Raw genomic sequence first — 16,897 nt, forward strand, 5'->3', positions numbered from 1 at the left:
CCCAATAGGAGAGCCACGTGCCCGAGCCGACGTTTGATTCACTCGCCGACTGCCTCGACTGGGTCGAGCCACGATTGCTCGAGGCCCACCAAAATAAGCTCGAGCGGGGCCAGCCTGCCGAAATGCCCACGGATATGCCGTGGTGGCCAGCGGGTTACGCGCACGACGCCGAAGCGCGCGCCTTCGAGATTGCCGTCGGTGCCGTGCTAACGCAAAACACCAACTGGAACAACGTCGAGAAGGCGCTGGCCAACCTGCATGCCGCCGAGGTACTGGCCGCCGATCGCATCCTGGCCCTCGACGACGAAACCCTCTCCGACTTGATCCGACCCTCCGGGTTCTTTCGTATCAAGACCCGCCGGCTGCGCGCCATGACCGAGGCCTGGCAGGACGCCGGTGGACGGGTCGGCCTGCAGGCCCGTCCCACCAACGAATTGCGGGAGTGGCTGCTCGGCATCCACGGCGTCGGTCATGAGACCGCCGACGACATCCTCCTCTACGCGCTGGAACGTCCCGTCTGGGTAATCGACACCTACACCCGCCGCTTGTTCCACCGGCTCGGCTTTCCCGAGACCGCCACGAAAAAATACGACCGGTTGGCGGATGACTTGCTGACGCACACCCTTGAGCCAACCGCCCCGCGCCTTGCCCGCTGGCACGGCCTGATCGTCGAGCACGCCAAGGCGCATTGCCGGGTCAAGCCGGTTTGTGGGGACTGCCCGCTGATCGAGCGGTGCGCTTATGGGAGCGGGTTGGAAAAAGGCGAATGACTCCCGCGTGGCGGTTCGAGTCGGACTGACGTCGTGCCTTTGGCAACGAACGGGGGTTCTTGCGGTGTTTGCTGCAGCCGTTGAGTCTTCTGGATTCGCGCGAAGACGGGAGTCCAGCGACTGAATCGGCCGTAGCGTACCTAGAGCCGATACGAATCAAGCGGACCCGGTCCGCCCATCCCCCGCTACAACCAAACCATCCGACCCAACTCGTAGGGATGCAGCAAGGTCTCGTGCGTCGGGACAATCCGCAGCCAATAATCGACTTCGCCGGCCAGATCCTCCGGCAACTGGATTCGATGTCGTCCGCGTATCGGCTCGTCGGTCGATTCGATCAGCTCGCCCACAACGATGCGTCGAAACGCCCCATCACCCAATACCGCCTCACAGCGAAGCGACTGGGGCGGCAGGCCCGGGCTCGTGGTCTCGATCTCTATGGTCAATGAATCGCCTTGCCGCATGATCGATCCGGGCGCGCTGATTACCTTCCCCTCCACACCCGCCCAGTGGGTGGCAAGTCGCTGTTCGACGTCGGCACGCGCTCTAGCGGCCCGATAGCCGTCTTGCGCCAGCAATCGCCCCGCGTCGATGGCCCGTCGGTAGTGACGTTCGGCGTAATCGCGCACCATGCGCGAGGCATTGAACCGCGGCAGGATGGTGGCGATGGCATGTCGCTGCCAGGCAATCCATTCCAGCGGCAGTCCTTCGGGGACATTATCGGCAGGCGCCTCTCGGCGATCGAACAGCGGGATCACCTCGGTCTCGAGCAGCGTCAGCAGGTCATCGGCCTCGCGCACGTCGCGGTCGGCCGCCCCCGGCGTCGGTGAAATGGACCAGCCATTGGCAACCCCCTCGCGGTGATCATGGCCCTCGGCCCACCAACCATCGGCCACGGACAGGTTCAGCACGCCGTTGATACCCGCCTTCTGCCCGGAGGTGCCGGAGGCCTCCATGGGAAATTCCGGCGTGTTCAGCCAGACATCGCAACCGGCTACCAGCCGGCGCGCCAGCCCCATGTCGTAGCCCTCGATCAACAGCACGTGCCCGGCAAAGCGCGGATCAGCGCTTAGTTCATGGACCTCCTTCAACAGCGCCTGGCCCGGCTCGTCGGCGGGGTGGGCCTTGCCGGCAAAGACGAAGACCAGCGGCCGCGGGCTGGTCTCGATCAGGCGGGCAAGCCGTTCGCGCTGCCGAAAGAGCAGGCCGGCCCGCTTGTAGGTGGCGAACCGCCGCGCGAATCCCACCATCAGGAAATCGTCGACCGGCTGCTCCAGTACACGGCAACGTTGCTTGAGGCGCACGTGAGCCTCGCCGAACCGTTCCGATTGGCGCTGCAGACGTGCCTTCAGGTCATCGACCAGATGCGCCTTGGCCGACAGGTGCATGGACCAGAGGCGCGCAGGATCGATGCGCTCGACCAGCTCGCCGATGCCTGCCTCGTGCAGATGGTTTCGCCAGTCGCGGCGGGTGGCATCGAACAGGCGGGTCAGGTCCCGGTTGAGGAAGGTCTCGACGTGAACGCCATTGGTCACGTGCGTGAGGGGATTCTCTTCGGCTGGCACCTCGGGCCAGAAGGCCTGGCTCATCTGCGCGGCAACCGTGCCATGCACCCGGGAAACGCCGTTGTGCTGACGTGAGCCACGCAGGGCCAGGGCGGTCATATTGAAGTGCTTGCCATCATGGGCCGGGTCGGTGCCCAACGACAGCACGGTGGGTGCATCGACACCCAGATCGGCCAGAAACGGTTGGACATGCGCCTCGATCAGATCCGGGGCGAATGTGTCGTGCCCGGCGGGTACCGGCGTGTGGGTGGTGAACAGGGTCGCGGCGGCCACGGCGTGACGGGCCGGATCAAACGCCAATCCGTCCCGTGTGAGCTCCCGCACCCGCTCGAGAATCGAGAAGGCGGCATGCCCCTCGTTGATATGCCAGGCCGACGGCATGATGCCCAGCGCCCGCAAGGCGCGCACGCCGCCCACACCCAGCAGCATCTCCTGCTCGAGCCGACGGCGGCGGTCACCGCCGTAGAGTCGGTGGGTGATCTCCCGGTCCGCGGCCGTGTTGTCGGCCACATCGGTATCCAGCAGGTACACGACCACCCGCCCGACCCGCACTTCCCAGACCTGCGCCGTCACCATCCGTCCCGGGAATTCCACACGCACCTCGACGGGCGCGCTGCCCCGAGTGGCTGGCCGAATCGGCAGGTGGGAGAACTCCAGGTCCTCGAAGCGCGGGTGCTGGCGGCCCTCGGCATCGATGCACTGCTGGAAATAGCCCTGCCGGTACAAGAGCCCCACGCCGACCAACGGCACGCCCAGGTCCGACGCCGCCTTGCAGTGATCTCCCGCCAGAATCCCCAGTCCGCCCGAATAGATGGGCAACGACTCGTGAAAGCCGAATTCCGCGCAGAAATACGCCACCGTCGCGTCCGCGCCGATCACCGAGTCCAGCGCACCGACCCGCTGATCGGCGCAGTGCTCCTCGAACCCCCGCCAGGCCGCCGCCAATTCCGCCAGAAACGCCGAATCGTCCGCCGCTCGATCCAGAGAGGCTTGCGGCACCAATTGCAGGAACCGCACCGGATTACCTTCCACCTGCGCCCAGGTGACCGCATCTACGCGATCGAACAGGTCTCGCACCGCCCGTGAGCGGCTGTAGTGGAGATTGCCTGCCAACTCGTTCAAATGCGTGAGCGCAGGCGGAAGGGAAGGACGAACTTCCATGTGGCGAATGGTGGGCACGGCACGCGTTCTCGATGTGGTGGTTGGCAGAGTGTAGTGCGGCTTTATGACGCCTCGGTAGCGGTCGTCGACGTGGTCGCGGCAAGGAGGGAGAGGTCGGCTGGATGACGAAGCTAAAGTTTCCGCGAGTGGCGCCGATACCTTCCACGGATGCCAGATCCGGGAGTCGAGACCAACCGGCCCGAAGCCCGAGAAAAGCCGAAAAGGCATCCAGCGAAGATCGGATGAAAATCGAGGCTAAAGTTTCTCGCAACTCAGCCGATAAGCTCAGCAAGGCGACCTGAAAGGCGTCTTGTCCAACAAAGGCCAAGGGCCGGAATTTACGCAACGTCGTAAGGGGTTATCATCATGGCAAGTGTCATTAACACCAACATCTTCTCGCTGCAGGGTCAGAACGCACTGCGCGACACCAACAACCAGCTGCAGACTTCCCTGGAGCGTCTGTCCACCGGCCTGCGCATCAACAGTGCCAAGGACGACGCCGCCGGTCTGGCAATCACCAGCCGATTGACCACTCAGATCCGTGGCTCCGAAGTCGCCGCTCGCAACGCGAACGACGGCATCTCCATGGCGCAGACCGCGGAAGGTGCACTGGGTGCACTGACCGACACCATGCAGCGCATGCGTGACCTCGCTGTTCAGGCGGCCAACTCCACCAACAGCGCGAGTGACCGTGAGAACCTCCAGTCGGAGTTCAAGCAGCTCCAGGACGAGCTGGGCCGTATCGTTACCAACACCGAGTTCAACGGTCAGAAGGTTCTGAACGGTGCGATCTCCAACGGCGCAACCTTCCAGGTCGGCGCGAACACTTCGGCCAACAACCAGATCGTGTTCAGCCTTGCCAACGTCTCCACCACCATCGGTGCAGCCCTGTCCACCGCGGCTGCCATCGGCTCGGGTGCCAGCTTCGGCGACATCATGTCCACCATGAGCGCCCTGGACGCGTCGATCACCGCGGTCGACACCACTCGTGCCCAGCTTGGTGCGATCCAGAACCGCTTCGAGGTCACGATCGACAACCTGAACAACTTCATCGTGAACGAGTCGGCTGCCCGCTCGCGGATTCAGGACGCGGACTTCGCCAAGGAAACTGCCAACCTGTCCAAGGCGCAGATCCTGCAGCAGGCCGGTACTTCGGTACTGACCCAGGCCAACCAGGCGCCGCAGTCGGCACTGAGCCTCCTCGGCTAAGATCCGATAGGGAATGGGATGGGCCGGTGACCCTTAAGGGAGCCGGCCTTTTCATCAAAGCGGTGGGATCCTCCGGATTCCCGACAGTCACACCGGAACCCAAGTCGAGAAAATTTGAGTTTGTGTATGCTGTAGCCGCTTGATGCTTGAGGACGAACCCATGAGTTCGATCAACCAGATTTCCATGACGGGCATCCCGTCCGCGATGAGCGGACCGGATGCCTTTTTGTCTTCAGAAAGGGCAAAATCGACCCCGATGGAGTCGAAGGCGCCGACGGCAGCTCCATCGGAGCTGCCGAAGCCCTCGTCCGACCCATCACCTGTCGAGGTCGCGCGCACCAAAAGTGCCGATACTCAGGCAGAAGGGGAAAGAGACAAGTTAAGAGAGGCCATCGAGGCCATACAGGAGAAGCTCAAGCCTGGACCCAGGGCCCTGGACTTTTCCGTTAACGACAAACTGGGGGACGTGGTGGTCAAGGTGGTCGACCCGTCCAACAAGCAGGTGATCCGGGAAATCCCTCCCGAAGAGATCATCGCGATGCGTGAACGTCTCCGCGAGTTCAGCGAGTTGAATCTTTCGGACGTTCTGCCGGCAGGCAGCCTGCTGTCAGACATTTCTTGATTTGAGGTACGACCATGGCAAGTTCCAGCGGTCTTTCCATTTCCGGCGTTGGTAGTGGCCTGGACATCCAGGGCATCGTCAGCCAGCTCGTTCAGGCAGAGGGTGCTCCTCGACGCAATTTGCTCGCCAGCCGCGAGGCCTCCTATGAGGCCACGCTGTCGGGGCTGTCGAAGCTGAAGAGTGCAGCCTCCGAGCTGAGCTCCGCTGCCTTCGATCTGCGCAGCCTGGACACCTTCCGCTCCCGCGCGGTGACGTCCAGCAACGAGGACATCCTGACGGCCACGGCCTCGCCGGGAACGGCGCTGGGGAAATACCAGGTCGAGGTAGGGCAGCTTGCGACGGCGCAGAAGCAGGCCTCGGCCGGCTTTGCCGATTCGACTGCAACGGTGGGTTCGGGGCAGCTGACATTCGATACCAGCAGCAGCTCGTTCAGTGTGGCCGTGGCGGCAGGCGACTCTCTGGCCACCATTCGCGACAAGATCAACGGCGCGAGTGGCAATGACTCGGTGCAGGCCTCGATCCTGAATGTCGACGACGGTGCCGGCGGCACCGAGGCTCGGCTGGTGTTCTCCGCGCGGGAGACGGGTACGGCCAATGCGGTGACCGTCACGGCGACCGATGACGACGGCAACAACACCGATGCCGCCGGTCTCTCGCGGCTGGCATCGGCCAACCTGACCGAGCTTACCGCTGCGCAGGATGCCCAGGTGACGATCGACGGGCTGTCGGTCACCAGCTCCACCAACCAGGTGGACGGGGTGATCGAGGGCATGACCCTGAACCTCAACCAAGCCCAGCCCGGCACCAAGGTGGAAGTGGCCGTCGAGGGTGACAACGGTCCGGTGCTCGAGGCGCTGAACAGCTTTGTCGAGAAGTACAACGCCCTGAACAGTACCTACCGGAATCTGACCGCCTACAACGCGGAGACCGAGCAGGGTGGCGTGTTGCAGGGCGATGCGACCGCGAATGGCATCAACCGTGGCTTGCGGTCGTTGCTGGGCGGTAATATCGGAACGGGCACTATCGATAATCTGGCCGAGATCGGTATTCAGATCGACTCGGAAGGGAAAATGACCCTGGACGAAGCGAAGGCCGAGGAAGCCCTCAACAGCGACAGCCAGGCGGTCAAGGACTTCTTGACGGATCCGACCAACGGTCTCTCGCAGCAGGTGGACGAGCTGCTGCAGCCGTATCTGAGTTTCGACGGCATCATCGACAACCGGACCGACAGTCTCAACCGCTCGATCGACCGTATTGAAGATCAGCGGGCCGCGCTGGACCGTCGTATGGAGAACTATCGAGACAGCCTGACCACGCAGTTCACCGCGATGGATAAGATCGTACAGAACATGCAGTCGTCGGCCAGCTACCTGAGCCGGATCGGCATCAACGTTGGCTCCTGATGCCGATTGATCTTTGCCTGGACCGGCTCAAGTTTTCGCGTCGGTGGCCGATTAACTTGGGTAGAGCGAGGAACGGTAGTCACCCGTTTTCACGCTCGGCGCGACCAGCCAGATAAAAGATATTGCAGGAGACAGTCATGCGAGCCAATCCCTACGCGCAGTACCAGTCCATCGATCTCGAGGCGAAGGTCGAGTCGGCATCGCCGCACGGTCTGATTGGCATGTTGTATGAAGGATTTCTCACGCGGGTCGCTCAGGCTAAGGCCGCGATGCTTGCCGGAAACTTCGAGCAGAAGGGCATCAACGTGACCAAGGCGCACAATATCCTCGGTGGACTCAAAGACGGCTTGAACCCGGAACACAGCCCAGAACTGGCCGAGCGTCTCGGCGAGCTGTACGACTACTGTCAGCGCCGTCTGCTCGACGCCAGTGCCCAGCGCGATGCCGAAGGGTTCGACGAAGTGGCATCGCTGATCCGCGATATCAAGGAAGCTTGGGATGCCATCGAGCCCGAGGTCGCCCAGATGGCCCAGGCCAGCTGAAAGGACCGGGTCGACTAGTCGGGTGCATCCCGGTACGGTCCGGTGAAACTGGGTCCACGCTGATCCGAGGACGGGGCTTGTATGACGAACGCAGTGTCGATTGACTCATTCATCGACGAGCTCGATGGGCTCGGGCGTTCTTTGGACCAGATCGCCTCGCTTCTCGAGGCGGGGCACCAGGAAGAGGCATTGAGCGAGATGGCCGACGGCCTCGATCGGGCCGAGTCGCAGATTGCCGAATTGGTGCTTGAGGCGGAATCGCGCCAACAGCTTGGCGACCCGAGGCTTATTGCCCTGAAGTCGGACTGGCTCGGCCGGTTCGAACGCTTCTTCAGCCTGGTCGAACGAACCCGGCATCAGTTGGACGGTGAAGCCGAGTTACGCTTGTCACGCCACCGCGCAGCAGATGCCTATCTGAAGAACCAGGCTTCCTAACCGGCGCCGCCGGCCGTGCCGCACTTGCACGAGCCGCCGTCCTGCGAGGACGGCGGCTTTTTTGTCTCAGCTTGACTCGCCGGGTGATTCCAGAGCGTTTCGGGCGTCTTTCAGGAATGCCTCGAGTTCGAGCCGGGCGGCCGGCGCGCAGTAGGGCAGATACTGCTCGCAGAACGGGACCCCGTCAGGGATTTCCAGCGCCACGAACAGGCGCACCATCTGCTTGACCCGCTCCACGTCGCCCGGGAACTGCTCGAGGTGGCGCGTCAGGGCGGTGATGCCGGTTTCTGCATCATTTTCCAGCAGGGCCAGTCGAGCCACGAGTCGCCAGTGGCCCGGATTGATACTGGCGGCGGTTTGCAAGACCGTCAGTGCCGTGGCGGGGTCGTTTGCCTCGAGGTTGATATGCGTCAGGCGTAGCAGCGCGTGCTCCAGCAGGACGATGTCGTGCTGCGTGTCCACCTGATCGATCACGCGAGCATGTTGTTCGGCCGCCTCGGGCAGTTCCCCGTCCAGCTCGTGCTTCAAACCGTGCGCATAGTGTGCGTAGGGTCGGGCCGTTTCAGCGTCCTGGTGTCGATCCAATGATTCCGCCAGCGACCGCAACCCTTCCGCTTTTCTACTCGAAAACAGGCGTTCGATCTGTCGCAGGGAGGCTCTTGGCGAACGCTTTTCCCAGTTACGTTGTCGATCCTTCTCGAGCAAACCGTCGATAAGAGTGGCGTAGCTCGACTGCGCTTGTTCGATAGCCGAGGATGCGACCGTGGCTCGATTGGCTTCAAGCCAACGAACACGCTCGGGTTCGTCGTGTTCGACGTATCGGCGGGCGATTTCGTCCGCGGATGCGTTCTGGTCATGCTCCAGCAAGCGGGTGGCCACCCGTTCACGGGCAAGTGCTATTGTGCCGGTCAGGCGGCGCGCTTGCTCCCGAATCGCATCGTAGTACTGGCTGGCGAGGCTCTCGGCCTGGTGGCGGTCGAGTGCAAAGAAGTCGTGTGGCAGCGCGGTTCGCATGATGGCTCGTTTGGCCGCCTGCTGGGCCAAGCGCGCCGCACGCCTGAACCGGCCTTCGAAAAGCCGGTCGATGGCTTGCATGCGGCGTTTGTGGCGTTTCTGCCGGTCAGGGTGGGTGAGGTTGAAGTACGCCTGGTTTGATTCGAGACCCAGTTGGGCGAGGTTGGCCACCTTGCCTAGGTCATTTTCGATGGTCTCCAGGCTTTCGGCCAGCGCGTTCAGGTGGCGTTTGCGTGCCTCGTTGTCCGTGTCTTGCCGCATGCGGTCCAACGGATCACGGTCGAAAGCGGTTGTCGGGACGGCGATGCGGTCCAGCGGGACGTGTTCGATGCCATCGATCACGGCAGCATTGGTGCTCGGATTGATGAATCGGACGGTGTTGGATTGTTCGGCAATTTCCGACATGGCCTGGATGCCGGCAAAGTAGTCCGGCGTGGTCCAGGCCGACTCACCGCTGTTGGTCACGACCGGGAGAGCGCTGAATTCCATGATGGGCCCGGCGGAGGCCTCGCTGCTTCCCGCCGCGTGGGTGCGTCCGTCCGGCGTGTGGCACAGGTCTAGCCCGCAGAAGATGACTTCCCTGAACCCCATGTAGCCGGCGAGCTGGGCGGCCATGTGGGTCACCGTCGGGCCGGCCGAGGAAAGGGCATCCCGGTCGTTGACGGAGTCGTCCGGCCAGGGGACCAACGGCCCCGTGCAGAACAGGGAGTGTGGCCAGCGATTCGTAATGCGGGGGTAGGGATGGCTGCTGGCCATCAGAACGGTCTGTTCCGGGAAGTCAAACATTTGACGACTGACCGTTAGGCTGATCGGGAACGGGTCCACGGTGACCACGATATCCGGCGTGATGCCGACATCCTGCAGTCGGCCGCTGACCCGGGAAACGGCAATAATGAACAGGGTGTCTCGATGCTCGAGCAGCCAGTCGATCTGGTCGTCAAGTGACGGGCCGCCGGCGATGATGACGGCACGTTGGCCGGCAAACAGGTTCTTGAATCGGTCGATACCCCCGTGGAAATTCGGTGCCGAGAGGATGTTGGGCTCGATGAAGGGAGCCAGGTTGAGTTCGGCTGTCTTGCGGAAACGCTCGGCCGTCAGGTGCGCATCGAGATGGGCGGTCAGCTCGATATATTGTGGATCGGTGCCGTCGAGCGCCCCCAGCGAGCGCTCGAGTCTGACGCCGTCGATACGGAAGTAGGCCGGCAGTTGCAGCAGGGCGGCCTGTTCCTGCCATTCGTTGAAGCCGACCAGCTGGACGAAATCATCACAGAGCGCACTGATGGCGGGGTTCTGGCGCAGCGTCTGGAGAATGTCCTCGGGTTCGATGATCAGCCAGCGACTCCCCCGCGGCATGGGGGCGTGTTCGCGGATATAGCGCAGCAGCTGGCCGGAATCGCTGCCGATGATGACGTACAGTCGATCTTCCTGGTGCAGTCGGTCGCCGAAGTGTTCCGCCAGAACCAACTGGGCATGGCTCTTGCTTCTCTTGTCACCGGTCTCCGGCGTGGCACCTTGCTGTGCACCGAAGTGGCGGGCATTGATGGACGGCAATATCCAGTCGCCCTGCTGCGTCTGGAGCCATTCACGGGAGGACGTCAGGCTGCCCCGGTAGTCGGGAGTTGTTGTCGACGAGCGTTCGGCGGTCGTCATGTATGGTTGTCCCTGTGCTGATCGTTCAGTGCGGCCGGACGCCGGCCGAGACGGGCCATGTCCGCGGCCCGGTCCAAGGTCAAGGATACATAACCCGCCGTTGGGCAAGGGAACACTTAAGGAACACGACGAGCGATGTTTGAGGATAAATCGATTTTGATCACCGGGGGCACCGGCTCCTTCGGCCAGCTCATGGTCTCCACGCTGCTGGAGCAGCACAGTCCACGTCGTGTGATCGTCTATTCGCGGGACGAACTCAAGCAGTTCGAGATGCAGCAGCGCTTTACCGACTCGCGCATGCGTTTCTTCCTCGGCGACGTGCGCGATCGCGAGCGCTTGCAGCAGGCGATGCAGGGGGTGGACTACGTCATCCATGCCGCCGCCCTCAAGCAGGTGCCGGCGGCCGAGTACAACCCGACCGAATGCATCAAGACCAACGTGCACGGCGCGGAGAACGTGATTCAGGCTGCCCTGCAGAACGATGTTCGCCGGGTGGTCGCCCTGTCGACCGACAAGGCGGCAAACCCGATCAACCTCTACGGCGCGACCAAGCTGGCCTCGGACAAGCTGTTCGTCGCCGCGAACAACATGGCCGGCGGCCACCCGACGCGCTTCTCGGTGGTCCGGTACGGCAATGTCGTGGGCTCGCGCGGTTCGGTGGTACCGTTCTTCCGTCGCCTGATCGCCGAGGGTGCCGATCACCTGCCGATCACGCACGAGGACATGACCCGCTTCTGGATCACGCTGCAGGAGGGTGTCGATCTGGTCATCGATGCATTCCGGCGCATGCACGGTGGGGAGATTTACGTCCCCAAGCTGCCGTCGGTGCGCATCACGGATCTCGCCCGTGCGTTGGCACCCGACTTGCCGCAGCGAATCGTGGGCATCCGCCCCGGCGAGAAGCTCCACGAGATCATGTGCCCGGCGGACGACTCGCACCTGACCCTCGAGTTCGACGACCACTTCGTCATCCGGCCGACGATCACCTTCACCGGACGTAACAACGATTTCGAAACCAATGCGGTAGGCGAGACCGGGCGCCCGGTCGAGATCGGCTTCGAGTACAACTCGGGCAGCAACGATCACTTTCTCGACGAGGACGAGATTCTCGCCTTCAACGAGAGGGCGGGCGTGTGATCCCCTACGGCCGTCAGGATATCCGCCAGGAGGACGTCGACGCGGTCGTGGAGGTGCTCCACTCGGATTTTCTCACCCAGGGGCTGGTGGTGCCGCGCTTCGAAGAGGCGGTGGCCCGGCGGGTGGACGCCCGTTACGGGCTGGCGGTCAACAGTGCCACCTCAGCGTTGCATGTCGCCTGCCTGGCGCTCGGGCTGGGCGAGGGCGACTGGCTGTGGACCACGCCCGTGACCTTCGTGGCCTCGGCCAACTGCGGTCTCTATTGCGGGGCGAAGGTCGACTTCGTCGACATCGATCCGGCCACCCACAACCTCTCTCCGCAAGCGCTGGCGGTCAAGCTCGAGGCCGCCGAGCGTGAGGGGTGCCTGCCGAAGGTGCTGGTGGCCGTGCACCTCAGCGGCCAGCCATGCGACATGGCGACAATTCACGAGCTGTCCCGGCAGTACGGTTTCCGCATCATCGAGGATGCCTCGCATGCCATCGGCGGCCGGTACCGTGACGAACCGATCGGCAACGGTCGTTACAGCGATGTCAGTGTGTTCAGTTTCCATCCGGTCAAGATCGTCACCACCGGCGAGGGCGGCATGGCCGTCACCAACGACGAGGCGCTTGCCGAGCGCATGGCCCTGCTGCGCAGCCACGGCGTGACCCGGGATCCGGATCGCATGACGCACGCGCCGGACGGTCCCTGGTACTACCAGCAGGTCGAGCTGGGCTTCAACTACCGCATGACCGAAATGCAGGCCGCATTGGGACTGTCGCAGATGGAGCGGCTGGATGCGTACGTGGCCCGTCGTCACGAGCTGGCCGAGCGCTACGACCGCCTGCTTGCCGGCCTGCCGGTGATCACGCCATGGCAGCACCCGGACGGTTATTCGGGTCGGCACCTTTACGTCATCCGCCTGGAGCTCGATCGCATCGAACCCGGTCATCGGGCGGTGTTCGACTCACTACGGGAGCAGGGTGTCGGCGTCAACCTGCACTACATCCCGATCCACCTGCAGCCGTGGTATCGGCAGTTCGGCTTCGAGCCGGGCGATTTCCCGCAAGCCGAGCGCCATTACGCCGAAGCGATCAGTCTGCCGTTGTTCCCGACCATGACCGAGACGCAGCAGGACCAGGTGGTCGCTGCGCTCAAGAAGGCGCTCGCCGCATGAGAGTGGCCGTCATTCCCGCGCGCGGCGGCAGCAAGCGCATCCCGCGCAAGAACATCCGACCGTTCTGCGGCAGGCCGATGATTGCCTGGTCGATCGAGGCGGCGCTGTCCAGTTGCTGTTTCGATCGGGTGATTGTTTCCACCGACGATGACGAGATCACCGCGATGGCCGAGCGCCATGGGGCGGAGGTGCCGTTCCGGCGTCCACAAGCCTTGGCCGACGACTACACCGGCACTGTCCCGGTGGTCGCTCACGCGGTCGAATGGCTGCAGGAAAACGGCTCGGCACCCGATGCGGTCTGCTGCCTTTATGCCACGGCTCCCTTTGTCCGTGCGACCGATTTGCGACGGGGGCAGAAGGCCCTGGAACAGTCGGGTGGCGATTACGCCTTTTCCGTGACCAGTTACGCTTTCCCCATCCAGCGCGCCCTGCGGATTACCGACGCCGGTCGAGTCGCCATGTTCCAGCCCGAATACGCCACGACCCGTTCCCAGGACCTCGAGGAGGCCTGGCACGACGCCGGTCAGTTCTACTGGGGGCGAAGCGAGGCGTGGCTCGCGAACAGGGCGATCATGACAGCCGATGCCGTCCCGGTTGTCCTGCCGCGGGAGCGCGTGCAGGACATCGATACCCCCGAGGACTGGCGCCGGGCTGAATGGCTGTTCAACGCGATGCAGGCCGAGTCGGGCGAGGGGCGATGACCGATCGGGAGGCCATCGTCTTTCGCACCGATGCCTCGGTGCAGATCGGTACCGGACACGTGATGCGCTGCCTCACGCTGGCTGACGCACTCCGCGATCAGGGGCGGGAGTGCCACTTCATTTGTCGGGAACATCCCGGCCACCTGATCGAGTCCATCCGATCGCGCGGTTTTCCGGTGCATGTCCTGCCGGTTTCCAACGAGACGCGTGAGCAAGACGTGACACTAGGGACTGCCCATGCCATGTGGCTGGGTGTCCCTTGGGATATCGATGCCGAACAAACCGCCGACGTCGTCCGTCGGCTCCATCCGCGCTGGGTGGTGGTTGACCACTATGCGCTCGACGCTCGTTGGGAGGCGTTGGTGGTCCCACAGGGCAGTCGGCTGATGGTGCTGGACGATCTGGCCGACCGTTCTCACCAGGCCGACGTGCTGCTCGACCAAAACCTGGGCCGCCAAGCGGATGATTATGCCGATCTCGTGCCCGAGCGCTGCCGGCCCCTGATCGGGCCGCGCTATGCGCTGTTGCGCCCGGAGTTCGCCCGTCTGCGCGAGGACAGCCTGCGGCGCCGGCGGTCGCCTCGGCTGAAGCGGCTACTGGTCAGCATGGGCGGTATGGACAAGGACAACGTCACCGGCAAGGTCCTCGACGCGCTTCGCGCCGCGCCCCTGTCGGCTGATTTACAGATCGACGTGGTGATGGGCGGTAACGCCCCGTGGTTACGACAGGTTCGGGATCAGGCTACCGCCATGCCGTGGCCGACACGGGTGATGGCCGATATCCCCGACATGGCGCAGCGGATGGTCGAGGCGGACCTGGCCATCGGTGCGGCGGGCAGCACCTCCTGGGAGCGTTGTTGTCTTGGCCTGCCGGCCGTGATGGTGGTGCTGGCCGAAAATCAGCGGGGTATCGCTGCGGCATTGGCCGCAACCGGTGCCTGCATCTGCCTGGATGATGCAGGCGCGTTGACGGAGCTTCCCGAGCGCTGGAGCGCATGGGCCCAGCCGGGCACGCTGCGCGCCATGTCCCGCGCCAGTGCCTCGGTTACCGACGGCGAGGGAGCGGCAAGAGTGTGTCAGCAGCTGAACCAGGAGGCGTGATGTCGAGCGAATCGGGTAGTGGTGGTCTGAGGCGCATGCATGCCGGGGATCTGGACCGGGTCCTCGCGTGGAGGAATCACCCCGAGGTCCGTCGATACATGTACACCCAGCATGTCATCGGCCGGGACGAGCACCAGGCGTGGTTCGAGCGTGCCCATGCCGACCCGAGCAAGCACCTGCTGGTCTTCGAACGAGAGGGGCAGCCCGGCGGGTTCGTCAACGTGACGATCGTGGACGAGATCGCCCGGCGGGCGGAATGGGGTTTCTACCTGGCGCCGGACGCTCGCCGGGGGAGCGGCAGCCGGCTCGGAGAACAGACGTTGGCTTACGTGTTTGGTGACCTGAAGCTGCACAAGCTCTGTGGCGAGGCGCTGGCCTACAATGAGCGCTCGGTTCGCTTTCACGAACGCCTCGGCTTCCGGCAGGAGGCCCGGCTGCGTGATCACCATTTCGACGGCAGCCGCTATCACGATGTGATCGGTTTCGGGTTGCTGGCAGCGGAATGGTTACGGGGATCAGGATCTGAGGTCCGATGAGAATGCCAAGTATTGAAATCGCCGGTCGCCGCATTGCGGTGGACGAACCGCCCTATGTCATCGCCGAGCTCTCGGCTAACCACAACGGTCGCCTCGACACCGCTCTCCGGATCATCGACGAGGCCAAGGCGGCCGGGGCCGATGCGATCAAGTTGCAGACCTACCGCCCGGATACCATCACGCTCGACAGTGACAGTGCCGACTTTCGCATCGAGGGAGGTCTGTGGGACGGACGCACCCTCTACGAGCTGTACGAAGAGGCCCACATGCCCTGGGAGTGGCACCAGCCGCTGTTCGAGCACGCCCGCAAGCTCGGGATTACCATTTTCAGTTCGCCGTTCGACGCCACAGCGGTCGACCTGCTGGAGGATCTCGGTGCGCCGGCCTACAAGATCGCCTCGTTCGAAGCCGTCGATCTGCCGCTGATCGACTATGTCGCGCGCACCGGCAAGCCGATGATCATTTCCACGGGCATGGCCGATGCAGAGGAAATCCGGGAGGCGATCGATGCTGCCCGTTGCGCGGGCTGCGAGCAGCTAGCCATCCTGCACTGCGTGAGCGGCTATCCCGCTCCGCCGGGAGACTACAATCTGCGCACCATCCCCGACATGATCGAGCGTTTCGGTCTGGTCACTGGCCTGTCCGATCACACCATCGCCAATACCACCGCCATTACCAGCGTCGCACTTGGTGCCTCGATCATCGAAAAGCATTTCACCCTGGACAGGAACGGCGGTGGTCCGGATGACAGCTTCTCCCTGGAGCCTGCCGAGCTCAACGCCCTGTGTCGGGATGCGCGGATCGCGTGGGAAGCATTGGGAGAAATCGACTATGGCAGGAAGTCCAGCGAGCAGGGCAACGCGCAGTTCCGCCGCTCGCTCTACTTCACACAGGACCTGCGTGCCGGGGATACGGTGTCAGCCAATGCCGTGGCAAGCGTGCGGCCGGGCTTCGGCCTCGCGCCCAAGCACCTCCACAAGGTGATTGGCTGCCGGGTGGACCAGGACGTGCAGCGGGCCACCCCGGTGGACTGGGCGGTACTGGACGACGGCGAGCGGGAGTAATTCCGGTCCATCGGATCCCCGGCCGGGGATCGTAGCGACTCAGCCGGCCTGTTTCGCTGCTACGTCGGCAATGTGAGGCATGGCCACATTCAGCTTCCTGGCCTGCGACAGCGCCCTCTCCATCCGCTGCGGCGCGGACCGGCCCATGCACTGGTGCCGTGGGTCGCCGTCGAAGCCTTTCACCATGCCCTTGATCAGGCGCTCGTGGTCGAAGGTCTTGCCTACCTTCGCTTCCTGCAGGGCGATGACGTCCGCCGCGATGTCGCGGGCCAGTTGCTGGTGGTTGGTCCACAGGTCCTCGACGTCGCCGCCGGTCTCGAGTCCGGCGATGTTGGTGGTCAGGATGTAGACGTTCTTGATCACCAGTTCCTCAAGCATGTCGCTGCTGTCATCAACGCGATGGGCGGGGATGTCGAGCGATTGCATCGCGGCGACCAGCGCGTCGGCCCTGGAGCCGTGGACCGGCGAGGAGATCAGCGGCTTGACTGGTTTGCCGGGCTTTTTCTCGAACCAGATCGAGGCGACGGTGGGCGTCTCGATGCCGTGCTTGCGCCAGTCGTCGGGCAAGAGTTCGTTCTGGATCAGCACCAGGCGGTCGTACCACGCGTGGGGTATCTGTTCGAGCACCGAATCGAGGTCTTTTTCGCCGACGGCGACCAGCAGGCCATCGAGGAACGGGCGGGCGGAGAGTGCGGCCTGGATGTTGAAGTCGCGACCGATCGGGAAGACCGGGTGACCGGTTTTCAGCAGACCGTGGGCGAGCACGCCGCCGATCTCGCCGGCGCCGATCAGACCCCATTCGGTGGCAAACGACTGGGTCATGGAAGTCTCCTT

The 16,897-nt window shown here is 63.6% G+C and carries 15 protein-coding genes; 12 read left to right on the forward strand and 3 right to left on the reverse strand.

The window, feature by feature from the left end; genetic code table 11:
* Positions 1 to 122 precede the first annotated feature (122 nt).
* Positions 123 to 770 carry an endonuclease III domain-containing protein gene (locus LV475_RS08235; RefSeq protein WP_430886871.1) on the forward strand — a complete coding sequence of 216 codons (648 nt, stop codon included), beginning with the start codon at positions 123 to 125 and terminating at the stop codon, positions 768 to 770.
* Positions 771 to 955: 185 nt separating this feature from the next.
* Here the strand turns inward: LV475_RS08235 and glgP are convergent, their stop codons facing one another.
* Positions 956 to 3,721, reverse strand: coding sequence for an alpha-glucan family phosphorylase (gene glgP, locus LV475_RS08240; RefSeq protein ID WP_430886869.1), 2,766 nt, complete (start codon positions 3,719 to 3,721; stop codon positions 956 to 958).
* A 138-nt stretch (positions 3,722 to 3,859) separates the two neighbouring features.
* Between glgP and LV475_RS08245 the strand changes: the two genes are divergently transcribed.
* From LV475_RS08245 to LV475_RS08265, 5 genes are all read left to right on the forward strand, one after another.
* The gene (locus LV475_RS08245) at positions 3,860 to 4,702 is read left to right on the forward strand and encodes a flagellin N-terminal helical domain-containing protein (RefSeq protein WP_136866597.1); all 843 of its coding nucleotides are present in this window, start codon (positions 3,860 to 3,862) and stop codon (positions 4,700 to 4,702) included.
* Between the two features lie 160 nt (positions 4,703 to 4,862).
* Positions 4,863 to 5,324 carry a flagellar protein FlaG gene (locus LV475_RS08250; RefSeq protein WP_169303552.1) on the forward strand — a complete coding sequence of 154 codons (462 nt, stop codon included), beginning with the start codon at positions 4,863 to 4,865 and terminating at the stop codon, positions 5,322 to 5,324.
* 14 nt (positions 5,325 to 5,338) lie between these two features.
* Entirely contained in the window at positions 5,339 to 6,727 is a 1,389-nt protein-coding gene (fliD, locus tag LV475_RS08255) for a flagellar filament capping protein FliD (RefSeq protein ID WP_136866595.1), read from the forward strand.
* 137 nt (positions 6,728 to 6,864) lie between these two features.
* Positions 6,865 to 7,269 carry a flagellar export chaperone FliS gene (gene fliS / locus LV475_RS08260; RefSeq protein WP_136866594.1) on the forward strand — a complete coding sequence of 135 codons (405 nt, stop codon included), beginning with the start codon at positions 6,865 to 6,867 and terminating at the stop codon, positions 7,267 to 7,269.
* Between the two features lie 81 nt (positions 7,270 to 7,350).
* On the forward strand, positions 7,351 to 7,704 hold the full coding sequence (locus LV475_RS08265; protein ID WP_136866593.1) for a hypothetical protein: 354 nt from the start codon (positions 7,351 to 7,353) through the stop codon (positions 7,702 to 7,704).
* 66 nt (positions 7,705 to 7,770) lie between these two features.
* Here LV475_RS08265 and LV475_RS08270 read toward each other — a convergent pair whose 3' ends face one another.
* The gene (locus LV475_RS08270) at positions 7,771 to 10,368 is read right to left on the reverse strand and encodes a motility associated factor glycosyltransferase family protein (RefSeq protein WP_136866592.1); all 2,598 of its coding nucleotides are present in this window, start codon (positions 10,366 to 10,368) and stop codon (positions 7,771 to 7,773) included.
* A gap of 135 nt (positions 10,369 to 10,503) precedes the next feature.
* Between LV475_RS08270 and pseB the strand changes: the two genes are divergently transcribed.
* The 6 genes from pseB to pseI are packed head-to-tail and all read left to right on the forward strand — an operon-like array spanning position 10,504 to position 16,063.
* On the forward strand, positions 10,504 to 11,505 hold the full coding sequence (gene pseB / locus LV475_RS08275) for a UDP-N-acetylglucosamine 4,6-dehydratase (inverting) (RefSeq protein ID WP_136866591.1): 1,002 nt from the start codon (positions 10,504 to 10,506) through the stop codon (positions 11,503 to 11,505).
* The gene (gene pseC, locus LV475_RS08280; protein ID WP_136866590.1) at positions 11,502 to 12,662 is read left to right on the forward strand and encodes a UDP-4-amino-4,6-dideoxy-N-acetyl-beta-L-altrosamine transaminase; all 1,161 of its coding nucleotides are present in this window, start codon (positions 11,502 to 11,504) and stop codon (positions 12,660 to 12,662) included. Before pseB ends, pseC begins: the two co-directional genes overlap by 4 nt.
* Positions 12,659 to 13,363 carry a pseudaminic acid cytidylyltransferase gene (pseF, locus tag LV475_RS08285; RefSeq protein ID WP_136866589.1) on the forward strand — a complete coding sequence of 235 codons (705 nt, stop codon included), beginning with the start codon at positions 12,659 to 12,661 and terminating at the stop codon, positions 13,361 to 13,363. The genes pseC and pseF overlap by 4 nt, the downstream gene beginning before the upstream one ends.
* A complete protein-coding gene (pseG, locus tag LV475_RS08290; RefSeq protein WP_136866588.1) occupies positions 13,360 to 14,463 on the forward strand; it encodes a UDP-2,4-diacetamido-2,4,6-trideoxy-beta-L-altropyranose hydrolase in 1,104 nt (367 codons plus the stop codon). The genes pseF and pseG overlap by 4 nt, the downstream gene beginning before the upstream one ends.
* Before the next feature lie 35 nt (positions 14,464 to 14,498).
* A complete protein-coding gene (gene pseH / locus LV475_RS08295) occupies positions 14,499 to 14,999 on the forward strand; it encodes a UDP-4-amino-4,6-dideoxy-N-acetyl-beta-L-altrosamine N-acetyltransferase (protein WP_136866668.1) in 501 nt (166 codons plus the stop codon).
* A gap of 2 nt (positions 15,000 to 15,001) precedes the next feature.
* Positions 15,002 to 16,063, forward strand: a complete 1,062-nt coding sequence (pseI, locus tag LV475_RS08300; RefSeq protein ID WP_136866587.1) for a pseudaminic acid synthase — start codon at positions 15,002 to 15,004, stop codon at positions 16,061 to 16,063.
* 39 nt (positions 16,064 to 16,102) lie between these two features.
* On the opposite strand, the gene LV475_RS08305 is transcribed toward pseI, so the two are convergent.
* Complete coding sequence (locus LV475_RS08305; RefSeq protein ID WP_136866586.1) at positions 16,103 to 16,885, reverse strand: Rossmann-fold NAD(P)-binding domain-containing protein; 783 nt, start codon at positions 16,883 to 16,885, stop codon at positions 16,103 to 16,105.
* Positions 16,886 to 16,897: the final 12 nt, after the last annotated feature.

It is taken from the genome of Guyparkeria hydrothermalis, from assembly GCF_023555375.1.
In the GTDB taxonomy this organism is placed as follows: Bacteria; Pseudomonadota; Gammaproteobacteria; order Halothiobacillales; family Halothiobacillaceae; genus Guyparkeria; species Guyparkeria hydrothermalis.

What these genes read in the sequence shown, in the direction of transcription:
- LV475_RS08235 (WP_430886871.1), top strand. Translation starts at nt 123, where the DNA reads ATGCCCACGGATATGCCGTGGTGGCCAGCGGGTTACGCGCACGACGCC.
- glgP (WP_430886869.1), bottom strand. Translation starts at nt 3,721, where the DNA reads ATGCCTTTTCGGCTTTTCTCGGGCTTCGGGCCGGTTGGTCTCGACTCC.
- LV475_RS08245 (WP_136866597.1), top strand. Translation starts at nt 3,860, where the DNA reads ATGGCAAGTGTCATTAACACCAACATCTTCTCGCTGCAGGGTCAGAAC.
- LV475_RS08250 (WP_169303552.1), top strand. Translation starts at nt 4,863, where the DNA reads ATGAGTTCGATCAACCAGATTTCCATGACGGGCATCCCGTCCGCGATG.
- fliD (WP_136866595.1), top strand. Translation starts at nt 5,339, where the DNA reads ATGGCAAGTTCCAGCGGTCTTTCCATTTCCGGCGTTGGTAGTGGCCTG.
- fliS (WP_136866594.1), top strand. Translation starts at nt 6,865, where the DNA reads ATGCGAGCCAATCCCTACGCGCAGTACCAGTCCATCGATCTCGAGGCG.
- LV475_RS08265 (WP_136866593.1), top strand. Translation starts at nt 7,351, where the DNA reads ATGACGAACGCAGTGTCGATTGACTCATTCATCGACGAGCTCGATGGG.
- LV475_RS08270 (WP_136866592.1), bottom strand. Translation starts at nt 10,368, where the DNA reads ATGACGACCGCCGAACGCTCGTCGACAACAACTCCCGACTACCGGGGC.
- pseB (WP_136866591.1), top strand. Translation starts at nt 10,504, where the DNA reads ATGTTTGAGGATAAATCGATTTTGATCACCGGGGGCACCGGCTCCTTC.
- pseF (WP_136866589.1), top strand. Translation starts at nt 12,659, where the DNA reads ATGAGAGTGGCCGTCATTCCCGCGCGCGGCGGCAGCAAGCGCATCCCG.
- pseG (WP_136866588.1), top strand. Translation starts at nt 13,360, where the DNA reads ATGACCGATCGGGAGGCCATCGTCTTTCGCACCGATGCCTCGGTGCAG.
- pseH (WP_136866668.1), top strand. Translation starts at nt 14,499, where the DNA reads ATGCATGCCGGGGATCTGGACCGGGTCCTCGCGTGGAGGAATCACCCC.
- pseI (WP_136866587.1), top strand. Translation starts at nt 15,002, where the DNA reads ATGCCAAGTATTGAAATCGCCGGTCGCCGCATTGCGGTGGACGAACCG.
- LV475_RS08305 (WP_136866586.1), bottom strand. Translation starts at nt 16,885, where the DNA reads ATGACCCAGTCGTTTGCCACCGAATGGGGTCTGATCGGCGCCGGCGAG.